Source organism: Amycolatopsis minnesotensis, assembly GCF_039529815.1.
Classification (GTDB): Bacteria; Actinomycetota; Actinomycetes; order Mycobacteriales; family Pseudonocardiaceae; genus Amycolatopsis; species Amycolatopsis minnesotensis.
Genome location: NZ_BAAANN010000003.1, coordinates 188,561 through 206,857, shown reverse-complemented (window position 1 = coordinate 206,857; position 18,297 = coordinate 188,561). Strand labels below are relative to the sequence as shown.

The 18,297-nt window shown below is 72.1% G+C and carries 19 protein-coding genes; 12 read left to right on the top strand and 7 right to left on the bottom strand.

Annotation, left to right across the window (positions count from 1 at the left end; all coding sequences use genetic code 11):
• Position 1 precedes the first annotated feature (1 nt).
• Positions 2-799 carry an alpha/beta fold hydrolase gene (locus ABD256_RS04975; protein WP_344413898.1) on the top strand — a complete coding sequence of 266 codons (798 nt, stop codon included), beginning with the start codon at positions 2-4 and terminating at the stop codon, positions 797-799.
• On the opposite strand, the gene ABD256_RS04970 is transcribed toward ABD256_RS04975, so the two are convergent.
• On the bottom strand, positions 779-2,296 hold the full coding sequence (locus ABD256_RS04970) for an FAD-dependent oxidoreductase (RefSeq protein WP_344413896.1): 1,518 nt from the start codon (positions 2,294-2,296) through the stop codon (positions 779-781). The genes ABD256_RS04975 and ABD256_RS04970 overlap by 21 nt on opposite strands.
• 106 nt (positions 2,297-2,402) lie before the next feature.
• On the opposite strand from ABD256_RS04970, the gene ABD256_RS04965 reads away from it, so the two are divergent.
• Together ABD256_RS04965 and ABD256_RS04960 are read left to right on the top strand one after the other, a co-directional pair.
• On the top strand, positions 2,403-3,038 hold the full coding sequence (locus ABD256_RS04965) for a TetR/AcrR family transcriptional regulator (RefSeq protein ID WP_344413894.1): 636 nt from the start codon (positions 2,403-2,405) through the stop codon (positions 3,036-3,038).
• A gap of 96 nt (positions 3,039-3,134) precedes the next feature.
• Positions 3,135-4,013 carry a hypothetical protein gene (locus tag ABD256_RS04960; RefSeq protein ID WP_344413892.1) on the top strand — a complete coding sequence of 293 codons (879 nt, stop codon included), beginning with the start codon at positions 3,135-3,137 and terminating at the stop codon, positions 4,011-4,013.
• On the opposite strand, the gene ABD256_RS04955 is transcribed toward ABD256_RS04960, so the two are convergent.
• Complete coding sequence (locus ABD256_RS04955; RefSeq protein ID WP_344413890.1) at positions 4,010-5,188, bottom strand: citrate/2-methylcitrate synthase; 1,179 nt, start codon at positions 5,186-5,188, stop codon at positions 4,010-4,012. The two genes, ABD256_RS04960 and ABD256_RS04955, sit on opposite strands and share 4 nt — an antisense overlap.
• A 92-nt stretch (positions 5,189-5,280) precedes the next feature.
• On the opposite strand from ABD256_RS04955, the gene ABD256_RS04950 reads away from it, so the two are divergent.
• Together ABD256_RS04950 and ABD256_RS04945 are read left to right on the top strand one after the other, a co-directional pair.
• Entirely contained in the window at positions 5,281-6,435 is a 1,155-nt protein-coding gene (locus tag ABD256_RS04950) for a citrate/2-methylcitrate synthase (protein ID WP_344413888.1), read from the top strand.
• 18 nt (positions 6,436-6,453) lie between these two features.
• Positions 6,454-6,813 carry a hypothetical protein gene (locus ABD256_RS04945; protein WP_344413886.1) on the top strand — a complete coding sequence of 120 codons (360 nt, stop codon included), beginning with the start codon at positions 6,454-6,456 and terminating at the stop codon, positions 6,811-6,813.
• A 3-nt stretch (positions 6,814-6,816) separates the two neighbouring features.
• On the opposite strand, the gene ABD256_RS04940 is transcribed toward ABD256_RS04945, so the two are convergent.
• Genes ABD256_RS04940 through ABD256_RS04925 form a run of 4 tightly spaced genes read right to left on the bottom strand, consistent with a single transcriptional unit; the run spans position 6,817 to position 10,517 of the window.
• Positions 6,817-7,968: an acetyl-CoA C-acetyltransferase gene (locus ABD256_RS04940; RefSeq protein WP_344413883.1), complete on the bottom strand. Its 1,152-nt coding sequence runs from the start codon at positions 7,966-7,968 to the stop codon at positions 6,817-6,819.
• Positions 7,968-8,600 carry a TetR/AcrR family transcriptional regulator gene (locus ABD256_RS04935; RefSeq protein WP_344413881.1) on the bottom strand — a complete coding sequence of 211 codons (633 nt, stop codon included), beginning with the start codon at positions 8,598-8,600 and terminating at the stop codon, positions 7,968-7,970. The genes ABD256_RS04940 and ABD256_RS04935 overlap by 1 nt, the downstream gene beginning before the upstream one ends.
• Positions 8,593-9,369 carry an SDR family oxidoreductase gene (locus ABD256_RS04930; RefSeq protein WP_344413879.1) on the bottom strand — a complete coding sequence of 259 codons (777 nt, stop codon included), beginning with the start codon at positions 9,367-9,369 and terminating at the stop codon, positions 8,593-8,595. The genes ABD256_RS04935 and ABD256_RS04930 overlap by 8 nt, the downstream gene beginning before the upstream one ends.
• Entirely contained in the window at positions 9,366-10,517 is a 1,152-nt protein-coding gene (locus tag ABD256_RS04925) for an acyl-CoA dehydrogenase family protein (protein ID WP_344413877.1), read from the bottom strand. Before ABD256_RS04925 ends, ABD256_RS04930 begins: the two co-directional genes overlap by 4 nt.
• Before the next feature lie 81 nt (positions 10,518-10,598).
• Between ABD256_RS04925 and ABD256_RS04920 the strand changes: the two genes are divergently transcribed.
• Genes ABD256_RS04920 through ABD256_RS04900 form a run of 5 tightly spaced genes read left to right on the top strand, consistent with a single transcriptional unit; the run spans position 10,599 to position 15,978 of the window.
• Positions 10,599-12,113, top strand: coding sequence for a FadD3 family acyl-CoA ligase (locus ABD256_RS04920; RefSeq protein ID WP_344413874.1), 1,515 nt, complete (start codon positions 10,599-10,601; stop codon positions 12,111-12,113).
• A complete protein-coding gene (locus ABD256_RS04915; protein WP_344413872.1) occupies positions 12,106-12,945 on the top strand; it encodes an enoyl-CoA hydratase in 840 nt (279 codons plus the stop codon). Before ABD256_RS04920 ends, ABD256_RS04915 begins: the two co-directional genes overlap by 8 nt.
• Positions 12,945-14,069 (top strand): acyl-CoA dehydrogenase family protein, encoded by a 1,125-nt coding sequence (locus tag ABD256_RS04910; protein ID WP_344413870.1) that lies wholly within the window; start codon positions 12,945-12,947, stop codon positions 14,067-14,069. Before ABD256_RS04915 ends, ABD256_RS04910 begins: the two co-directional genes overlap by 1 nt.
• Positions 14,066-14,998, top strand: coding sequence for an acyl-CoA dehydrogenase family protein (locus tag ABD256_RS04905; protein WP_344413868.1), 933 nt, complete (start codon positions 14,066-14,068; stop codon positions 14,996-14,998). Before ABD256_RS04910 ends, ABD256_RS04905 begins: the two co-directional genes overlap by 4 nt.
• The gene (locus tag ABD256_RS04900; protein WP_425546378.1) at positions 14,950-15,978 is read left to right on the top strand and encodes an acyl-CoA dehydrogenase family protein; all 1,029 of its coding nucleotides are present in this window, start codon (positions 14,950-14,952) and stop codon (positions 15,976-15,978) included. Before ABD256_RS04905 ends, ABD256_RS04900 begins: the two co-directional genes overlap by 49 nt.
• Here the strand turns inward: ABD256_RS04900 and ABD256_RS04895 are convergent.
• The gene (locus ABD256_RS04895) at positions 15,969-16,508 is read right to left on the bottom strand and encodes a M15 family metallopeptidase domain-containing protein (RefSeq protein ID WP_344413864.1); all 540 of its coding nucleotides are present in this window, start codon (positions 16,506-16,508) and stop codon (positions 15,969-15,971) included. The genes ABD256_RS04900 and ABD256_RS04895 overlap by 10 nt on opposite strands.
• 164 nt (positions 16,509-16,672) lie before the next feature.
• On the opposite strand from ABD256_RS04895, the gene ABD256_RS04890 reads away from it, so the two are divergent.
• Together ABD256_RS04890 and ABD256_RS04885 are read left to right on the top strand one after the other, a co-directional pair.
• Complete coding sequence (locus tag ABD256_RS04890) at positions 16,673-17,566, top strand: phosphatase PAP2 family protein (RefSeq protein ID WP_344413862.1); 894 nt, start codon at positions 16,673-16,675, stop codon at positions 17,564-17,566.
• A complete protein-coding gene (locus tag ABD256_RS04885) occupies positions 17,563-18,297 on the top strand; it encodes a response regulator (protein ID WP_425546377.1) in 735 nt (244 codons plus the stop codon). The genes ABD256_RS04890 and ABD256_RS04885 overlap by 4 nt, the downstream gene beginning before the upstream one ends.

Sequence of the window (18,297 nt, the reverse complement as noted above, 5' to 3'; positions counted from 1 at the left end):
CATGAACTCCGACGTGTCGACGGGTGCCTGCGTTGTCGAGGACGCGGAGCTGCACGTTCGCCAGGAGGGTGACGGCGCGCCGCTGCTGCTGGTCCCCGGTGGCCTCGGCGCGGCCGATTCGTACCGCGCGCTCGCGAAGCGGCTGAGCACCGACCACACCGTGCTGACCTACGACCGCCGCGGCCACTTCCGCAGCACCGACGACTCGACGGGCCCGATCCCGGTGGCGCGGCACGCCGCCGACGCCCGCGCGGTGATCGACTACTTCGGGTTCGGCGAGGTCACCGTGTTCGGCAGCAGCGCGGGCGCGGTGATCGCGCTCGACCTCGCCGCGCGCTACCCGGAAACGGTGTCCGCCCTGATCGCCCACGAACCGCCCGTGGTGGGCCTGCTGCCCGACGCCGAGGACTGGTTCGCCGACGCCGACGCGCAGGTGGAACTGGCGCGCTCCGGCGACGTGCTCGGCGCGTTCACCCGGTTCGTCAGCACCATCGCCGGAGCCGCGCTGCCGGACCTCCGCGCCGTCCGGCTGCCGAACGAAACCGAATGGGCGCGGCTGTTCGACCGCGAGATCCTGGAGTTCTACCACTACCTGCCGGACATTCCGGCGCTGCGGAAGTCCTGGGTGGACGTCACGCTCGCCGCGGGCGAGGGCAGCAGGGGCCACTTCCACTACGCCCCCGCCCGCGCGCTCGCGCTCGAACTGGGCCTGCCGTTCGCGGAGCTGCCCGGCGCGCATCTCGCGCCGCAGCGGAACCCGGCCCAGTTCTCCGACGCGCTACGCCGCCTGCTGCCCTGAAACCGCGCCGACGTCGCGAAGGTAGCCGAGCACGCCATCCGCGTCACTAGCCTCGGTGATCATCGCGACGTGGTTGTCGGGGCGGACGAGGACGAGCGCGTCCCCGTCGATCCCGTACGCGCGCCGGGCGTGGCGATCGCTGTCGATGAGATCTACCTCCACCACGCGGCCGACGACGTCTTCTCCGGCAAGTCGCCGCACCGCGGCGGCGGTTCCCGCACCGAACCCGAGAAGGGTGAAGTGCGGCCCGGCGAACACCTCGAAGAACCGGACGGCCCGGCCGTCGCGGTCGTGGCACGGGGCGTCGGGTGCGCGGTCTCCCGGTTCGAGGCAGTGCGTGCCGCGGCCCCGCGCCAGCGAGCTCCACCGGTATCCGATCCGCAGCCCCCTGCCCTCGTCGGTGACCACCTTTTCCAGTCCCACACCGGGTTTCTCCAATGCTTCCCCGACCGCGTCCAGCAGGGTGCCGGTGAAGTCGAGGGTCCACGCCGCGATCGGCAGCCGCTCCTCCTGGTAAGTGTCGAGCAGTTCGGCACCGGCGCGCCCGCCCGCCGCGAGCGCGAGCTTCCAGCCGAGGTTCCAAGCGTCCTGGATCCCGGTGTTCATGCCGAGCCCGCCCGCGATCGGGTGCACATGAGCGGCGTCGCCAGCCAGGAAGACGTTTCCGGCGCGGTACCGGTCCACCATGCGGACGTTCACCCGCCAGGTCGACGACCAGGTGAGGTTCCGCAGCCGGACGCCGGTCTCGCCGGCGCGGAGATCGAGCCGCCGCTGGAAGCCAGCCAAGGACGGCTCCAGCACAGTGCCGTCCGCGTCCCGCTCGACATCGGCCTGGATCTGCCACGACCGCGAATCGCGGAACGGCGACAGCAGCACCGCGCCCTCGCGGTCGAACCACTGGTGCCACACGCCGGGATCGAGGCCGTCGGCTTCCACGTCGCCGCAGATCATCGACTGCTCGCTCGCCGTCTTCCCCTCGAACGAGACGCCGAGGAGCTTGCGAACCGTGCTGCGGCCGCCGTCGCACCCCACCAGGTACCGGCTTTCGGCCCGGCCGCCGCCGGCGAAGGCCGCGGCCACCTTCCCGTCCGCCTGCCGGAGCCCGGTCAGTTCGGTGCCCAGTTCCACCTTCACCCCGAAGGCGGCCAGCCGGTCGCGGAGGATCTCTTCGAGCCGCCACTGCGGGAGGAACAGCATGCCGTCGTACGGCGCGTCCGCGGTCGGCCCCGGCTCGGCGAACGGGTCCAGTTCGGAGACCCGCACGCCGTCGTAGTACTTGCGGTACCGCAGATGCGTGAGGCCCACGGCGGCGACCACCTCCCCGACCCCGAGATCGGCCAGCACCTCCAGGCTGCGCGGGTTGAGCGTCTTGCCCCGCGAACCGTGCCCGTGCGCCACCGAGCGGTCGACCACCCGAACGTCCAGCCCCCGTCTCGCCAGCTCGCACGCCAGGGTCAGCCCGGTCGGGCCCGCTCCCACGATCACCACATCGCTCATCTCGTCCTCCTCGTCTCCGTGCACCCGGCCAGCAGAACACAACTCGGACACAAATACAACTGAGTTAAATATTTATCTTGGTCTCAATCATGCTAGGGTCACGGCCATGGCGGAAGGACTGCGCGAGCGCAAGAAGGAACGGACGAGGCAGGCGATCTCCGACACCGCGATCGCGATGTTCCTGGAGCGGGGCTTCGACGAGGTCGCGGTGTCCGACGTGGCCGCCGCCGCCGAGGTGTCCAAGCCCACCGTGTTCCGCTACTTCCCGGCGAAGGAGGACCTCGTGCTGCACCGGTTCGCCGACCACCGCGGTGAAACGGCACGGGTCGTCCGCGCGCGCGAAACCGGCGCGACCCCGCTGGCCGCGGTGCGGCGGCACTTCCTCGACGGGCTCGACCGGCGCGACCCGGTGACCGGGCTGTGCGATTCCGCGGACGTGCTCGCCTTCCACCGCCTGGTGTTCACCACGCCTGCCGTGACCGCGCGGCTGGCCGAGCTGGAAACCTCGAACCTCGACGAGCTCGCGGACGTCCTCCGCGAGGCCGCCGGTGACCGGGACGGCTCCCCGCGGCCGCGGCTGGTGGCCGCCCAGATCCTGGCCGTCCACCAGGTTCTGGCGCGGGAGAACTGGCGCAGGCTCACCACCGGCGGCACCGCGGACGACACCTGCGCCCAGGCCGTCGCCGACGCCGAAACCGCCTTCGCGCTGCTGGCGCGGGGCGCGGCCGAGGACGGCTACTGAGCGGCTCACCCCGGCGTGCGGTAACGCCGAACGGGCGATCGCCGACTAGCAGGTGCCGGACGGACAGCCCCCGGCCGTTCACCATGGGGAGAATCCGTGTCAGAGTCGTCGGCGTTCCCTGCCTTCCCGCCGCCACCCGTGCCGTCGCCGAACCCGCCACCGGCCGGGGCCGGCCGCGACCTGATCGGGCTGGCGGTCACCGCGCTCGTGCTCGGCATCATCTCCGCCTCCGGCAGCCCGATCCCGATCCTGAACAACGTGACCGTCGTGGCCGGGTTCATCGGGATCGTCTTCGGGGTGGCCGGGCTCTTCGGCGCGCACCGCGTGATGTCGGCGGCCGGGCTCGTGCTGGCGATCGCGGGCGTGGTGGTCGGGCTCGTGCTGCAGGCGCAGTGGAACGAGCGGGTCGACAAGCTCAAGGACGACCTCGACCGGCTGATGTCCCCGCGCGCGCCCGCGACGTCCACCTTGCCGCGGCTGTCCACGGCGCCGGGCGCGCCGGCCGTCCCGGTCACACCGAGCCTGCCCTCGATCCCGGCGACACCGAGGAACCCGGACGCGAACGAACGCGGGAACGTGCCGAAGAAGCCCGGTGAAGAGGTGACGATCGGCGCCGGGAAGTTCGTCGTGGACAAGATCGACGTCGACCCGAAGTGCGGCAAGTACATGCCGAAACGCGCGGCGGGCAAGCATTCCGTCGTGTTGCACGTCCGCGTGACGACCGGGCCCGACGCCGCGGCGAACCGCGACCTCGAGGCGGTGCTGAGCCCCTACGGGGCCAAGGTGATCGGCTCCGACGGCGTCACCGTGAACGCGATGGGCGGCTCCTGCGCCGACATCTCCGGCGTGCTCCCGCCAGGGCTCGGCGCCAACCAGCGCGCGCAGGGCACGGTCGACGTGGAAACCTCGACGCCGCACGGGGTCCTGCTCCTCGAAGGCTACAGCGGTGCCGGTGGCTGGGAGTACGCCTTCTAGCCCGGTCCGATGTAGACACCCATCGGGCGGAACCGCAGGCGCGGCTCGGCGTACTCCTCCAGCGCGTGTGCGATCCATCCGGCGGTGCGGGCGATCGCGAAGATCGCCTCGCCCGTTTCGGGCGCCATGCCGTTGGCGTGCATCAGCGCGGCCAGCGCGAGGTCGACGTTCGGGAACGCCCCGCCCCGTTTCGCCAGCTCGCGCGAGACGATCTCGACGGTGTCGAGCACCGGCGCGCCATCGAGCAGTCCGAAGAGGATCTCGGCGCGCGGGTCGCGCCGCCGGTACACGCGGTGGCCGTACCCGGGGACCCCGCCCGCGCGCAGGTGCTCCGACAGCGCGCCGATCGGATCGCGCATCGCCTCGGCCAGAAACCGGTACGCGAGCGTGCTCGCCGCGCCGTGGTAGGGCCCGTCCACGGCACCGAGTCCCGCCGACACCACCGCGTACAGGTTCGCACGGGCGCTCGCCGCCACGCGGGCGGCCACAGTGGACACCGCGAGCCCGTGGTCGGCGAGCAGCACCAGCACCGCGTCGAGCAGCTCCGGCCGCGGTGGCAACGCGGAAACCTTGGGCCACAGGCGTTCCGCGAGCGTGCCGGACGCCGTTCGGCCGGGCGCGAGGCCGGGAAGCGCGTCCACGAGGACCCCGAGCAGTGGTTCGCCCGCCGCCACCACCGCGTCGGCCGACACGTCGAACCGCAGCGGGTCCGCGGACCCGAGCGCGGCCACCGCGACCCGGAGCCGGTCGGTCAGCGACGCCGTCTCCGGCAGCGCCTCGCCCACCGCGGCCGCCAGCGCGACCTGGTCCGGCGGCGCGGGGAACGGCCGCCCGGCCAGTTCGCCCGTCCACAACAGACTCGCCACGGCCTCGAACCCGTTCGTGCCCACCAGATCCCGCACGCGATGCCCGCGATAGGCCAGCTCGTCGTCGTCGATCCTGGTGAGCCGCGTGCGGATGCGCTCGACCGATCCGGACGGCTGCTGCCCCTCGCTCCCCCGCTGGGCGAGCCGGTCGACCTCGCCCAGCGGGAACAGGCTCCCCCGCCGTCCCTTCGCGCGGACGCTCGTGAGGAGACCGCGGCTGACGTAGGTGTAGACGGTTTCCGCCTTGACGCCGAGGCGGCGGGCGACCTCGGCGGTGGTCAGGTAACGCTCGTCACCGGAGGAGGTCATGACCTGCGCTTTCCTGGTTAACATCGACTCGATCGACATTGACAATACTCGATCGATGGTTCGAGGCTGGAGCCACATTCGAGGAGGTACCGATGTCAGTCACCGTGGACGGACCGGTCGAGGTCCCACCAGGACTCCGCAACGTCGTCGTCACGACCACCGAACTGGGGGACGTGCGCGGGCGCGAAGGCTTTTACCACTACCGCCAGTACTCCGCGATCGAACTCGCGGAGACGAAGACCTTCGAGGACGTCTGGTTCTTCTTCCTCGAAGGAAGGCTGCCGGACGAGACCGAACGCGCGCGTTTCGCGGACGAGGTCGCGCCGCTGCGGCACCTGCCAGCGGAAGTGCGCGCGGCGCTGCCGGGCATCGCGCTCGCCGGGGACTCGTTCCTCCCGCTCGCGGGCCTGCGCACCGCGCTGTCGCTGCTCACCGCCGCGCGCGGGCTCCCGCCGCTGTGGGACGCCGATCCGGCCCGGCGCAAGGCGGACGCCATGCTGGTGTGCGCCGTGACGCCGACGATACTGGCCGCGCTGCACCGGCTCCGCCACGGCGAGGAACCGCTCGAACCGCGCGCCGACCTGTCGGCCGCGGCGAACTGGCTGTACCTGGTGACCGGCGAGGAACCGGACCCGGCGAAGGCGAGCGCGCTGGAGCGCTACCTGGTGGCCACGATCGACCACGGGTTCAACGCGTCGACGTTCACCGCGCGCGTGGTGGCCTCCACCGGTGCCGACGTGGTGTCCGCGGTCGCGGCCGCGATCGGCGCGTTTTCGGGGCCCCTGCACGGCGGCGCGCCCGATCGCGCGCTGGCGAGCATCGACGAGATCGGCACCCCGGACCGGATCGACGGCTGGGTCCGCGAAAAGGTGCGCTCTGGCGAGCGCATCATGGGGTTCGGGCACGCCGTCTACCGCACCGAGGACCCGCGGTCGCTGATGCTGCGCGACATCGCGCTCGGGCTCGGCGGCGATCTCGCCGAGTTCGCGGCGACCGTGGAGCGGCGCGTCGTGGAAATACTGGCCGAGGAGAAGCCCGGCCGCGAACTGCACGCGAACGTCGAGTTCTATGCGGGCGTGGTGATGGAGCGCTGCGGGATCCCGCGGAGCATGTTCACCCCGACGTTCGCGGTGAGCAGGGTGATCGGCTGGTGCGCGAACATCCTCGAACAGGCGGCGGACCCGAAGATGATCCGGCCCGCCGCGCGGTACGTCGGCCCGCCCGCGCCGGAGCCGCTTCCTCGCTGAGCCCTATGATCCGGGGCCATGAGCGGCGAATCGCGGAACCCCGTCATCGACGACTGGCTCTCCGATCAGCACGGTGCCGCCGTGCTGATGGAGACCGCCCCGCTGACCGGGCTGGCGATGGCCTCCTACCGGGCAGGCGAGGTGCCCGACGGCGTGCTCGGCGCGTGGGCACTGGAAATCGTGCGCGCGCGGCGGATCGTGAACCAGTCCGAGCCGACCTTCATCCGCCAGGCGCGCGAGCAGGGCTGGTCGTGGCAGCGGATCGCGGACCGGCTGGGACTGCCGACCGCCGAAGCGGCCGAAGCGCGCTGCGACGAACTGGATGCCGAGCTGGCCAGGACCGACCCCGCCACCGACACCCGCCCGTGGCAGGGCTGAGCGTCACAGCCGTTCGATGATCGTGACGTTGGCGGTGCCGCCGCCTTCGCACATGGTCTGCAGGCCGTACCGCCCGCCTCGGCGCTCCAGTTCGTGCAGCAGGGTCGCGAACAGTTTCGTGCCGGTGGCGCCGATCGGGTGCCCGAGCGCGATCCCGCCACCGTTGACGTTCACCCGCGCGGGATCGGCACCGGTCTCGTCCAGCCAGGCCAGCACCACGCTCGCGAACGCTTCGTTGACCTCGAACAGGTCGATGTCGCCGATCGCGAGCCCGGTGCGGCGCAACGCGTGCGCGGTCGCCGGGATCGGGCCGGTGAGCATCCACACCGGATCGGCGGCGCGCACCGAAAGGTGGTGGATCCGTGCCTTCGGGGTCAGCCCGTGCTCGGCGACGAACGATTCGGAGGCGATGAGGGTCGCGCTCGCGCCGTCGGAGATCTGGCTCGCCACGGCCGCGGTGAGCGGGGAGCCCTCGGCGAGCGGTTTCAGCGCCGCCATGCGCTCGGCACTGGTGTCCCGCCTCGGCCCCTCGTCGTGGCGGAAGTCCCCGAACGGCACGGTTTCCGCGTCGAAGCGGCCCTCGTCGATCGCCGCGATCGCGCGCTGGTGGCTCGCGAGCGCGTACTCCTCCATCTGCTGGCGCGTGAGGCCCCAGTGGTTCGCGATCATCTCGGCGGCGCGGAACTGCGAGATTTCGGCCGCGCCGTAGCGCTCCTGCCAGCCCGATGAACCGGTGAACGGGTCGTCGAAACCGTATTCGCGCCCGGCGAGCATGGCCGCGCTGATCGGGACCATGCTCATGTTCTGCACGCCACCGGCCAGCACCGCGTCCATCGTGCCGGACAGCACCGCCTGCGCGGCGAAGTGCACCGCCTGCTGGCTCGACCCGCACTGCCGGTCGACGGTCACCCCCGGCACGTGGTGCGGGAAACCCGCCGCGAGCCACGCCGTCCTGGCGATGTTCCCCGCCTGCGGGCCGAGGGTGTCGGTGCAGCCGAGGATCACGTCGTCGACCAGTGCCGGGTCCAGCCCGGCGCGAGTGACCACCTCGGCGAGCACGTGCGCGCCGAGGTCCGCGGGGTGCACCGCGCTGAGCGCGCCGCCCCGCCTGCCGACGGGCGTGCGCACCGCGTCCACCACATACGCTTCGGCCATCAAGGATCCTTCCTGACCCGCTTGCGTTTCGCCGCGATTCCCTCCAGCAGGATGCCGAGGTACTGCTCGGCCACGGCGTCCGCGGAGAGCGCGCCGTCGGGGTTGTACCAGCGCACCGCGACCCACACCGTGTCGCGGATGAACCGGTAGGTCAGCTCGACGTCGAGATCGGCGCGGAACGCGCCTTCGGCGACGCCGTCGGTCAGTATCGCGTTCCACAGCCCGCGGAACTCCGCGTTGCGCTCGGTGAGGTAGGCGAACCGCGGCAGCTGCATCAGGTGCTTCGCCTCGGTCTGGTAGATCGCCACCTCGGCGGGCCTGCGGTCGATGGCCTCGAAGGACGCCGTCACCACGGCTTCGAGCGTCTTCCTCGGGCCGAGCCCGGCGGCCATGATCTCCTGGTAGCTGCCGAACAGCTCGTCGAGGAACCCGGTGAGGAGCTCGTCCGCCATCGACTCCTTCGAGTCGAAGTGGTGGTAGAGGCTGCCGGAAAGAATGCCCGCCGCGTCCGCGATGTCCCGCACGGTCGTCGAAACGTATCCGCGTTCGGCGAACAGCTTCGCCGCCAGCGAAAGCAGTTCCGCCCGCCGTGACGAGCCCCGCCCCTTGGTGTTCACGCCTTCCTCACGCATGCTGGGAGCTTACGGAGAGCACCTCACCGGTGAGGTACGAGGCGTAGTCACTGGCGAGGAAGACCATCACGTTGGCCACCTCCCACGGTTCGGCCGCGCGGCCGGACACCTCGCGCGCGGTGAGCTCGTCGAGCAGTTCGTCGGTGGTCACCTTGGCCAGGAACGGGTGCATCGCCAGGCTCGGCGCGACCGCGTTGACCCGGATCCCGTGTTCGGCGACGTCGACCGCGGCGGACCTGGTCAACGCCATCACCCCGGCCTTCGCGGCCGCGTAGTGCGCCTGCTCGCCCTGCGCGCGCCAGCCGATCACCGAAGCGTTGTTGACCACCGCTCCCCCGCCGCCCTGGGCGATGAACCGCCGCAGCGCCGCGCGGGTGGCGCGGAAGGTGCCGGTGAGGGTCACGTCGAGCACGCGGAACCACTCCTCGTCCGTCATGTCCACAAGGGACTTGGATCCGCCGAGGCCCGCGTTGTTGACCACCACGTCGATCCGGCCGAACCGCGCCGCGGCACCGTCGAACAGCGCCTGTACCTGCCCCTCGTCGGTGACGTCGCAGCGGATCGCGTGCACGGGGCCGAGTTCGCCCAGTTCCGCGGCCTTCTCGGCGAGCCTGCGCTCGTGCCAGTCGCTGAGCACGACACTGGCGCCCTCTTCGAGCGCGCGCTTCGCGACCGCGGAACCGATCCCGGTTCCCGCCGCCGCGGTGACCACCACGACCTTGTCCCGCAACAGGTTCGCACCTTCGGGGTACTTCGGCACCGCGATCACGGACGGACCTCCCTCGGCAGGCCGAGCACCCGCTCGGCGAGCACGTTTCGCTGGATTTCGTTGGAGCCGCCGTAGATCGTGTCCGCGCGGCTGAACAGGTAGAGCCGTTGCAGGTCGTCGAGCCCGGCTTCGCCGTTGCTGGTGACCAGCGAGCGCGCCCCGCGGACCCGCATCGCCAGCTCGCCGAGCGCGCGGTGCCAGTTGGCCCAGACCAGTTTGGACACCTCCGCCACGCCGGGCGAGGAGTCCCCGAGCGTGCGCACGGCGTGCGCGCGCATCACTTCGAGCCCCATCCTGGCCCGCGCCAGCGCGTTCGCCAGCACCGGATCGCCCAGCGCGCCGTTCTCCCGCGCGAGCGCCACCAGTTCGTCCAGTTCGCGGCGGAAACCGACCTGCTGGCCCAGTGTGGCGACCCCGCGTTCGAAGGCGAGCGTGCCCATCGCGACGCGCCAGCCCTCTCCCGGTTCGCCGACCACGAGATCGCGCGCCGTGCGGGCGCCGTCGAAGAACACCTCGTTGAACTCGGCGGTGCCGGTGAGCTGCCGGATCGGGCGCACCTCGACACCGGGCTGGTCGAGCGGCACCAGCAGGTAGGACAGGCCGTGGTGGCGCTTCGACCCCGGTTCGGTCCTGGCCAGCACGAAGCACCAGTCGGCGACGTGCGCGAGCGAGGTCCACACCTTCTGCCCGCGCAGGACCCATTCCCCGCCGTCGAGCCTCGCCGTGGTGGAGACGGCCGCGAGATCGGACCCCGCGCCCGGCTCCGAATAGCCCTGGCACCACAGTTCGTCGACGCGCAGGATCGCCGGGAGGAACCGGCGCCGCTGCTCCGGCGTGCCGAACGCGATGAGCGTCGGACCGAGCAGTTCCTGGCCGAGGTGGCTCACCCGCGCCGGCGCGCGGGACCGCGCGTACTCCTCGTGGAAGATCACCTGCCGGGCGAGGCTCGCGCCGCGGCCGCCGTGCTCGACCGGCCAGCCGACGCCGTTCCAGCCGCCCTCGGCGAGCCGTCGTTCCCACGCGAGCCTGCGATCGAACTCCTCGTGCTCCCGGCCGGGGCCGCCGAGCCCGCGCACGGACGCGAACTCACCGGAGAGGTTTTCCTCGAGCCACGACCGGAACTCGGCCCGGAACTCGGTGTCGGTCACGCTGGTACCTCCGTCCGGGCTGTCGACAGCGGGCGCCGTCCTGCGTAGGCTACCCTACCAAGCACTTGCTAGGGAGATTTGATGACCGAGCAAACCACGCCCGGCGCGCTCGCCGCCGCCGCACGGCGCTTCGGCGCGCGAGAGGCGCTCGTCGACGGCACGGTCCGCCTCACCTACGAACAGCTCCTCGACCAAGTCCGCCGCTGTGCCGGCTTCTTCGCCGCGCGGGGCGTCCGGCCCGGCGACCGGGTGGCGGTGAACGCGCCCAACACCTGGCACTGGGTGGTCGCCGCGCTCGGCGCGCACTACGCGGGCGCCGCGCTGGTCCCGGTCAACACCCGGTTCACCGCCGCGGAAACGGCCGACATCCTCACCAGGAGCGGAGCGGTCGCGCTGGTCGTCACCGGCGAGTTCCTCGGCACCGACCGGCTGGCGGCGTTGCAGGGCACCGGGACCGTTCCCGGCGTCGTGCTGCGCATCCCGGTCGAGGGCGAGGAACCCCCGCGCGAAGGCGTCACCGAATGGTCCGCATTGGACGGTTTCGACGCGGCACCCGCACCGCTGGTGTCCCCGGACGACGTCAGCGACATCCTCTTCACCTCGGGCACCACCGGCCGCAGCAAGGGCGCGATGAGCAGCCACCGGCAGGCGCTCGGCGTGGCGGCGGCGTGGGCGGACCACGTGGCCCTCACCCCGGAGGACCGCTATCTGGTGGTCAACCCGTTCTTCCACAGCTTCGGCTACAAGGCGGGCATCCTCGCGGCTCTCCTGCGCGGTGCGGCGCTCGTCCCGCAGGCCACCTTCGACGTCGCCGCGGCACTGTGGATCATCGAGCGCGAGCGGATCACCGTGCTGCCCGGCGCGCCGACCGTCCACCAGTCCCTTGTGGACCATCCACGACGGAGCGAGCACGACCTGTCCAGCCTCCGCGTCGCGATCACCGGCGCGGCGACCGTGCCGGTCAGCCTCGTCGAGCGGCTGGGCGGGGAACTGGGATTCGGCACCGTGCTCACCGCGTACGGGCTCACCGAGGCCGTCGTGGTGACGATGTGCGACGCGGGCGACGACCCGCACACCGTCGCCACCACCTCGGGGCGGCCCACCGCGGGCTTCGAGGTCGAGATCGCGGACTCCGGCGAGATTCTGGTGCGCGGCCCCAACGTGATGCTCGGCTACCTCGACGATCCCGAGGCCACCGCCGCCGCGATCGACACCGAAGGCTGGCTGCACACCGGTGACGTCGGCGCCCTCGACGAGCGCGGCTACCTGCGGATCACCGACCGGATCAAGGACCTCTACATCTGCGGCGGGTTCAACGTCTACCCGGCCGAGGTGGAGCAGGTGATCTCCCGGCTCGGCGGCGTGTCCGAAGTGGCCGTCGTCGGGATGCCGGACCAGCGCCTCGGCGAGGTCGGGCTCGCGCACGTCGTGCCGTCGCCCGGTCACGAACTGGACGAGGACACCGTGCTCGGGCACTGCCGCGAGCTGCTGGCCAACTACAAGGTTCCCCGGCGCGTCCGGTTCGTCACGGAGCTGCCGAGGAACGCGTCGGGAAAGGTGCTGAAACGAGTGCTGCGGGAGCGAACCGATGGCTGATGAAGTGCGCTACGAGGTGCGGGGGCCGGTCGCGGTCGTCACGATGAACCGCCCGGACTACCGCAATGCACAGAACTCCGCGATGACCTACGCGCTCGACGCCGCGTTCACCCGCGCCGTCGACGCTGACGCGGTGAAGGTGATCGTGCTGGCCGGGGCGGGAAAGCACTTCTCGGCAGGCCACGACATCGGCTCCCCCGGCCGCGACGCCGACGTGTCGTTCGAGCGCAAGGCGGTGCTGTGGTGGGACCACGTCGGCAAGTCCGGCGGGGACCAGCGGTTCGCGCGCGAGGCCGAGGTGTACCTCGGGATGTGCCGCCGCTGGCGCGAGATCCCGAAGCCGACGATCGCGAGCGTGCAGGGCGCGTGCGTGGCGGGCGCGCTGATGCTCGCCTGGGTGTGCGATCTGATCGTCGCCTCCGACGACGCGTTCTTCTCCGATCCCGTGGTGCGCATGGGAATTCCCGGTGTCGAGTACTTCGCGCACCCGTGGGTGCTCGGGCCGAGGGCGGCGAAGGAGGTGCTGTTCACCGGCCGCCGGTTCAGCGCCGCCGAAGCGAAGGACTGGGGCATGCTCAACCGGGTCGTGCCGAGGGCGGACCTCGCCGACGAGACGTTCGCGCTGGCGGAAAGCGTCGCGGCGATGCCGTCCTTCGGGCTCGCGCTGGCGAAGAAGGCGGTCAACCAGGCCGAGGACCTGATGGGCATGCGGTCCGGAATGGACTCCGTGTTCGGGCTGCACCACTTCGCGCACGCGCACAACGCCGAGGTGTCCGGCGGGGACTCGCTCGGCGGCCAGGACGCGCGCTCGATGCGGGACGGGGCGCGGTGATGGACCTCGATCTCGACGAGCGCACGACCGGGTTCCGCGACGAAGTGCGGGCGTGGCTGGCCGAACACGTGCCGAGGACCCCGCTCGCGTCCTTCGACACCGCCGCGGGCTTCGAGGAACACCGCGCGTGGGAAGCGAAACTGGCCGATGCCCGGCTTTCGGTGGTCTCGTGGCCGGAAGAATTCGGCGGCCGGGACCGGTCGCTGCTGGAGTGGGTGCTGTTCGAGGAGGAGTACTACGCGGCGCGCGCGCCGGGGCGGGTGAGCCAGAACGGCATCTTCATGCTCGCGCCCACCCTGTTCTCGCACGGCACGGACGAGCAGCGGCACCGGATCCTGCCCGCGATGGCGCGCGGCGAGCAGATCTGGGCGCAGGCGTGGTCCGAACCGGAGGCGGGCAGCGATATCGCGGCACTGCGCTCGACCGCGCGCCGGACCGGCGGTGGCTGGCTCCTCAATGGACAGAAGACGTGGAGCTCGCGGGCGTCGTTCGCGGACCGGGCGTTCGGGCTGTTCCGCTCGGATCCCGAAGCGCGGCGGCACCACGGGCTGACCTACGTCATGGTGGACCTGCGCGCCGATGGCGTCACGGTGCGGCCGATCCCGCAGCTCGACGGTGAGCCGGGGTTCGCGGAGCTGTTCTTCGACAACGTGTTCGTGCCCGACCGCGACGTCATCGGCGAGCCCGGCGAAGGCTGGCGGGTGGCGATGACCACGGCCAACAACGAACGCGGGCTTTCCCTGCGCAGCCCCGGCCGCTTCCTGGCCGCCGCGAACGCGCTGGTGCGCGAGTGGCGGGGAGCGGGCGAACCGGCCGGGACGGCCGAGCGCGTCGCGGACGCGTGGATCGGCGCGCGGGCCTACCAGCTCTACACCTTCGGCACCGTGTCCCGCCTCGAAGCGGGTGGGAAGCTGGGGCCGGAATCCAGCGTGAACAAGCTCTTCTGGTCCCGGCTCGACGTGGACCTGCACGAAACCGCGCTGGACCTGCTCGGCCCCGAGGCCGAGGTCAGTCCCGAGTGGACGGACGGCTGGCTGTTCTCGCTCGCCGGGCCGATCTACGGCGGCACCGACCAGATCCAGCGCTCCACCGTAGCCGAACGCCTACTGGGGCTGCCGCGATGAAATTCCTCCTGTCCGAAGAGCAGGACCGGTTCGCCGCGAGCGTCGACGACCTGCTGGCGAATCGGGAAGTCGACTCGGCGACGCGGGCGTGGGCGCGCGGCGAGCACGACGAGGGCCGCAAGCTGTGGCGTGCGCTCGCCGAGATCGGCGTCACCGCGCTGGGCGTCCCCGAGCGGTACGACGGGCTCGGCGCGAGCGATCTCGATCTCGTGGTGGCCTTCGACCGGCTCGGGTACCACGCGGTGCCCGGACCGTGGACGGACACCGTCGCCGTCTTGCCCGCGCTGCTGGACGATGAACTGCTCGCGGGGGTCGCGGCGGGCGACACACTGGCTTCGGTCGCGTTCGGACCGCACGTGCCATACGCGCTGGACGCCGATATCGCGGACACCCGGGTCGCGGTGGACGGCACGGCGCTCCACATCTTCCGCCCCGCGTCTCGACTGTCCTCAGTGGACGGAGCGCGGCGGCTCTTTCGCATCGAACCCGGTGAGCGGATCGGCGAAGCGGATCCGGGGCGCGCCTTCGAACTCGGCGCGCTGACGACCGCGGCGTACCTCCTTGGCGCCGGGCAATGGCTGCTCGACGCTTCGGTCGGGCACGCGAAGCAGCGGCGCCAGTACGGCAAGCCGATCGGGGGCTTCCAAGCGGTCAAGCACCTGCTCGCCGACGTCGTCACGGGGCTCGAACTGGCCAAGCCGCTCGTGCACGCCGCCGCACTGACCCTGGCGCCGCGCGACGTGTCCGCGGCGAAGGTCGCGGCGGGGCGGGCCGCGCACCTGGCCGCGCGGACGGGGCTGCAGGTGCACGGCGCGATCGGCTACACCGGCGAGCACCCGCTCGGGCTGCGCCTGACCAAGGTCCGCGCGCTCCGTTCCGCATGGGGCACCCCGGCCTTCCACCGCGCGCGCGTGCTGGAGTCGGTGTGAACGAACTGGACGCGCTGGCCGAAACGGTCCGCGAGATCGTCGAGAAGGAGCCGGATCCGTGGCCGGTGCTGTGCGAGGTCGGCGTCGCCGCACTCGCGATCCCGGAACGGTACGGCGGCGCGGACGCGGGGTTGCCCGAACTCCAGGCCGTGGCGGCGGAACTCGGGCTCGCCGCGGTCCCGTTCCTGGGCTCGTCCGTGCTCGCGACGAGCGTCCTGCTCGAATCGGGTGACGAGGACGCGTGTGCCAGGCTGCTGCCCCCGCTCGCCGGAGGCGCGATCGGCAGTGTCGCGTGGACGGGACCGGACGGCGGCTGGACCGCCGACGTCGCCTGCCGCACTGGTGGATCCACAGTGGACGGTCACGCGCACTACGTGCTGGACGGCGACCTCGCGGACGTGCTGCTCGTACTGGCCCGCGAAGACGGCGGCATCGGGCTGTACGAAGTGGACACCGCGAACGCGCACCGCGTGCACACGCCGGGCATGGACGAAACGCGGCGGCTGGCCGAGATCCGGTTCACCGGCGCCCCGGCGAGCCGGATCGGCGCCGGCGACTTCTCCCCCGCGCTGGCACGGGCTCGCGACACCGCCTGCGCGGTGCTCGCCGCCGAACAGGCCGGTGCGGCCGCGAAAGCGCTGGCGATGACCGTCGACTACACCAAGCACCGGCACCAGTTCGGCAGGCCGATCGGGTCGTTCCAGGCGCTCAAGCACCGGATGGCGGATCTGCACGTGCTGGTCGAGACCGCGCGCTCGGCCGCGAACGCGGCGGGCGAGTCGGAGCTGCTCGCGCACGTGGCCAAGGCCTACTGCGCGGAGGCGTTCTCCGCGGTCGCGGCGGAGATGATCCAGCTGCACGGCGGGATCGCGATCACCTGGGAGCACGACGCGCACCGCTACTTCAAGCGGGCCCATTCCAGCGCCGCCCTGTTCGGCTCGCCCGACGAACACCTCGCCTGGCTGACCGGTCACCTCTGAGCGGCCGCGAGCCTGGCACCGGGATGCGGCAGCAGTTCGGGCCTGCTCGCCCGGTATTCGAAGTGCCACCACTCGTTGCGGTAGGTGCGGTACAGGCCGTACCGCGCGCCGTGCTCTTCCAGCCAGCGCGCGCCCTCGACCGGCCGCACGTCCAGCGCGATTCCCTTGACGTGCGCGGACTCGTCCGCCGGCAGCACGCGCAGGCGCGCCGCGTGCGGGGAGCCCGCCCTGCCGACCTCGTCGGCGAACATCCCGCGCTGCTCCGCGTGGTCGCGGTGTCCCGAAGTGAGGCCGATGAGCTGGCGGTCCCGCCAGAACGCGACGGCCCGTGCCGCCGTCAGCGCGTCCCGCGTGTGCGCGGTGAGACCGGTCAGGTCCTCCGCGGGGAACCGCATGCCCAGAGCCCATTGGCAGGCGAGGAACCGGGCGCGGCCCGGTGCGGCGCAGTACGCGATCGGCACGAGCACGAGGGCGAGCAACCGGGCCAAGACCGCGAAGACCCTGGCGCGAGCGGAGTCGGAAAGCGTCATGACAGCCAGCGTCGATGGCGAATGTGCGGCCACGACGCGTGTTCCGCGACGGGGCCGCCACGGCCGTGTCACAGTTCCGCACGGCCCGCTCGCCGGCGGGGACTGTGACACAACCATGACATGCCGCGGACGGGCCCGGTACGCCGCGCCGTCATGCTCGAAGCATGACTGGCACCACCCTCGCCCCCGAAAGCCCGCCGCGGCCGCAGCCACCGCGGCAGGCCCCGGCCAGGCGCGCACCGCTCGTCGCCGCGCTGGGCTTCGCCGCCGCGGCGGCCGTGGTGTGCGCCGTGTTCGTGTGGACGCGCGGCGGTCAGGCGCTCGACAGCGCTCTCCTGCCCGCGGCCGAGCACCGCGGGTACGCGCTGCGCACCTCGCTGTCCCGCCCCGCGGCGGTCGTGCTGGAGCTGTTGAGGGACAAGGCGACACTCGTGACGCTCGCGTCGCTGTTCGCCGTGGTGCTCATGGCAGGGGTGGTGACCGGGCGTGCGGCGGCAGGCGTCGCCGGGCTGCTCGTGGCGGGCTGCTCGGCGGTGCTGACCAGCGGGCTCAAGGAAGTGGTCCTGCGGCCCGATTTCGACGGGGCCGGATCCACCTCGCACAACAGCTTTCCCAGCGGGCACACCGGTGCCGCGGCCGGGTTGTTGTTCGGGCTGCTCATCGCCGTGCCGCCGCGGGCGCGGTGGTGGATCGCCGCGCCGGGCGCCGCGGGGGTTTCGGTGGTCGCCGCCGCCACGATGGCGGCCGGGTGGCACCGGCTCAGCGACGTCCTCGCGGCCGTGCTGCTGGCCTGCGCGCTGTGCTGCGTCGCGGTCGCCCTGCTGCCGGGGACCGGCCGGTCTCATGTGGACACCGGTGGCATGCCGTGGCCCGGCGCCGGGCTGGTGCCGCCGCTGGCGCTGCTGCCGGTGTTCTACTCGGCCACGACCACGCCGGGGCCGCCACCGCTGCTGGCCGTGCTGACGGTCACGGGCGTCGTCGTCGCGGGGTCGGTGCTGGCGGTCACGGCACTGCTGCGGGGCGTCGACCTTCGCCGGTCCGCCCCGCTCGCGGCATGACGGACGGGCGAAACCCGCCGGATTTTGGAATGCTTCGGGGCGTGTCCCGAGTACTCCTGATCGAAGACGACCCCGCGGTGCGCGACGGCCTCCAGCTCGCGCTCGGCAGACAGGGCCACGCGGTGGAGGCCGCGGAATCCGGCGAGCGGGGCCTGGCGCTGCTGGCGGCCACCCCCGTCGACGTGGTGGTGCTCGACCTGATGCTGCCCGGCATCGACGGGTTCGAGGTGTGCCGCCGGATCAGGGCGGGCGGCGACCTGCCGATCATCATGCTCACCGCGCGCAACGACGACATGGACGTGGTGGCCGGCCTGGAAGCGGGCGCCGACGACTACGTGGTCAAACCGGTCCGGCCGAGGGTGCTGGAGGCGAGGATCCGCGCGGTGCTGCGCCGGACCACCGCCGAGCGGCCTGCCGAGGACCACCCGGCGCTCGAACGGCACGGCGACCTCGTCATCGACCGGGACGCGCTGGTGGTGCGCAAGGGCGGTGAGCCGGTGAGCCTCGCGCCGACGGAACTGCGCCTGCTGCTCGAACTCTCCGGCACGCCGGGGCGCGTGCTGAGCAGGCGCCAGCTCCTGTCCTCGGTGTGGGACCACGACTACCTCGGCGATTCGCGGCTCGTCGACGCGTGCGTGCAGCGGCTGCGCGCGAAGGTCGAGGACGATTCGGCGGCCCCGGTCTACGTGCAGACGGTGCGCGGCTTCGGGTACCGGTTCGGACCGGTGTGA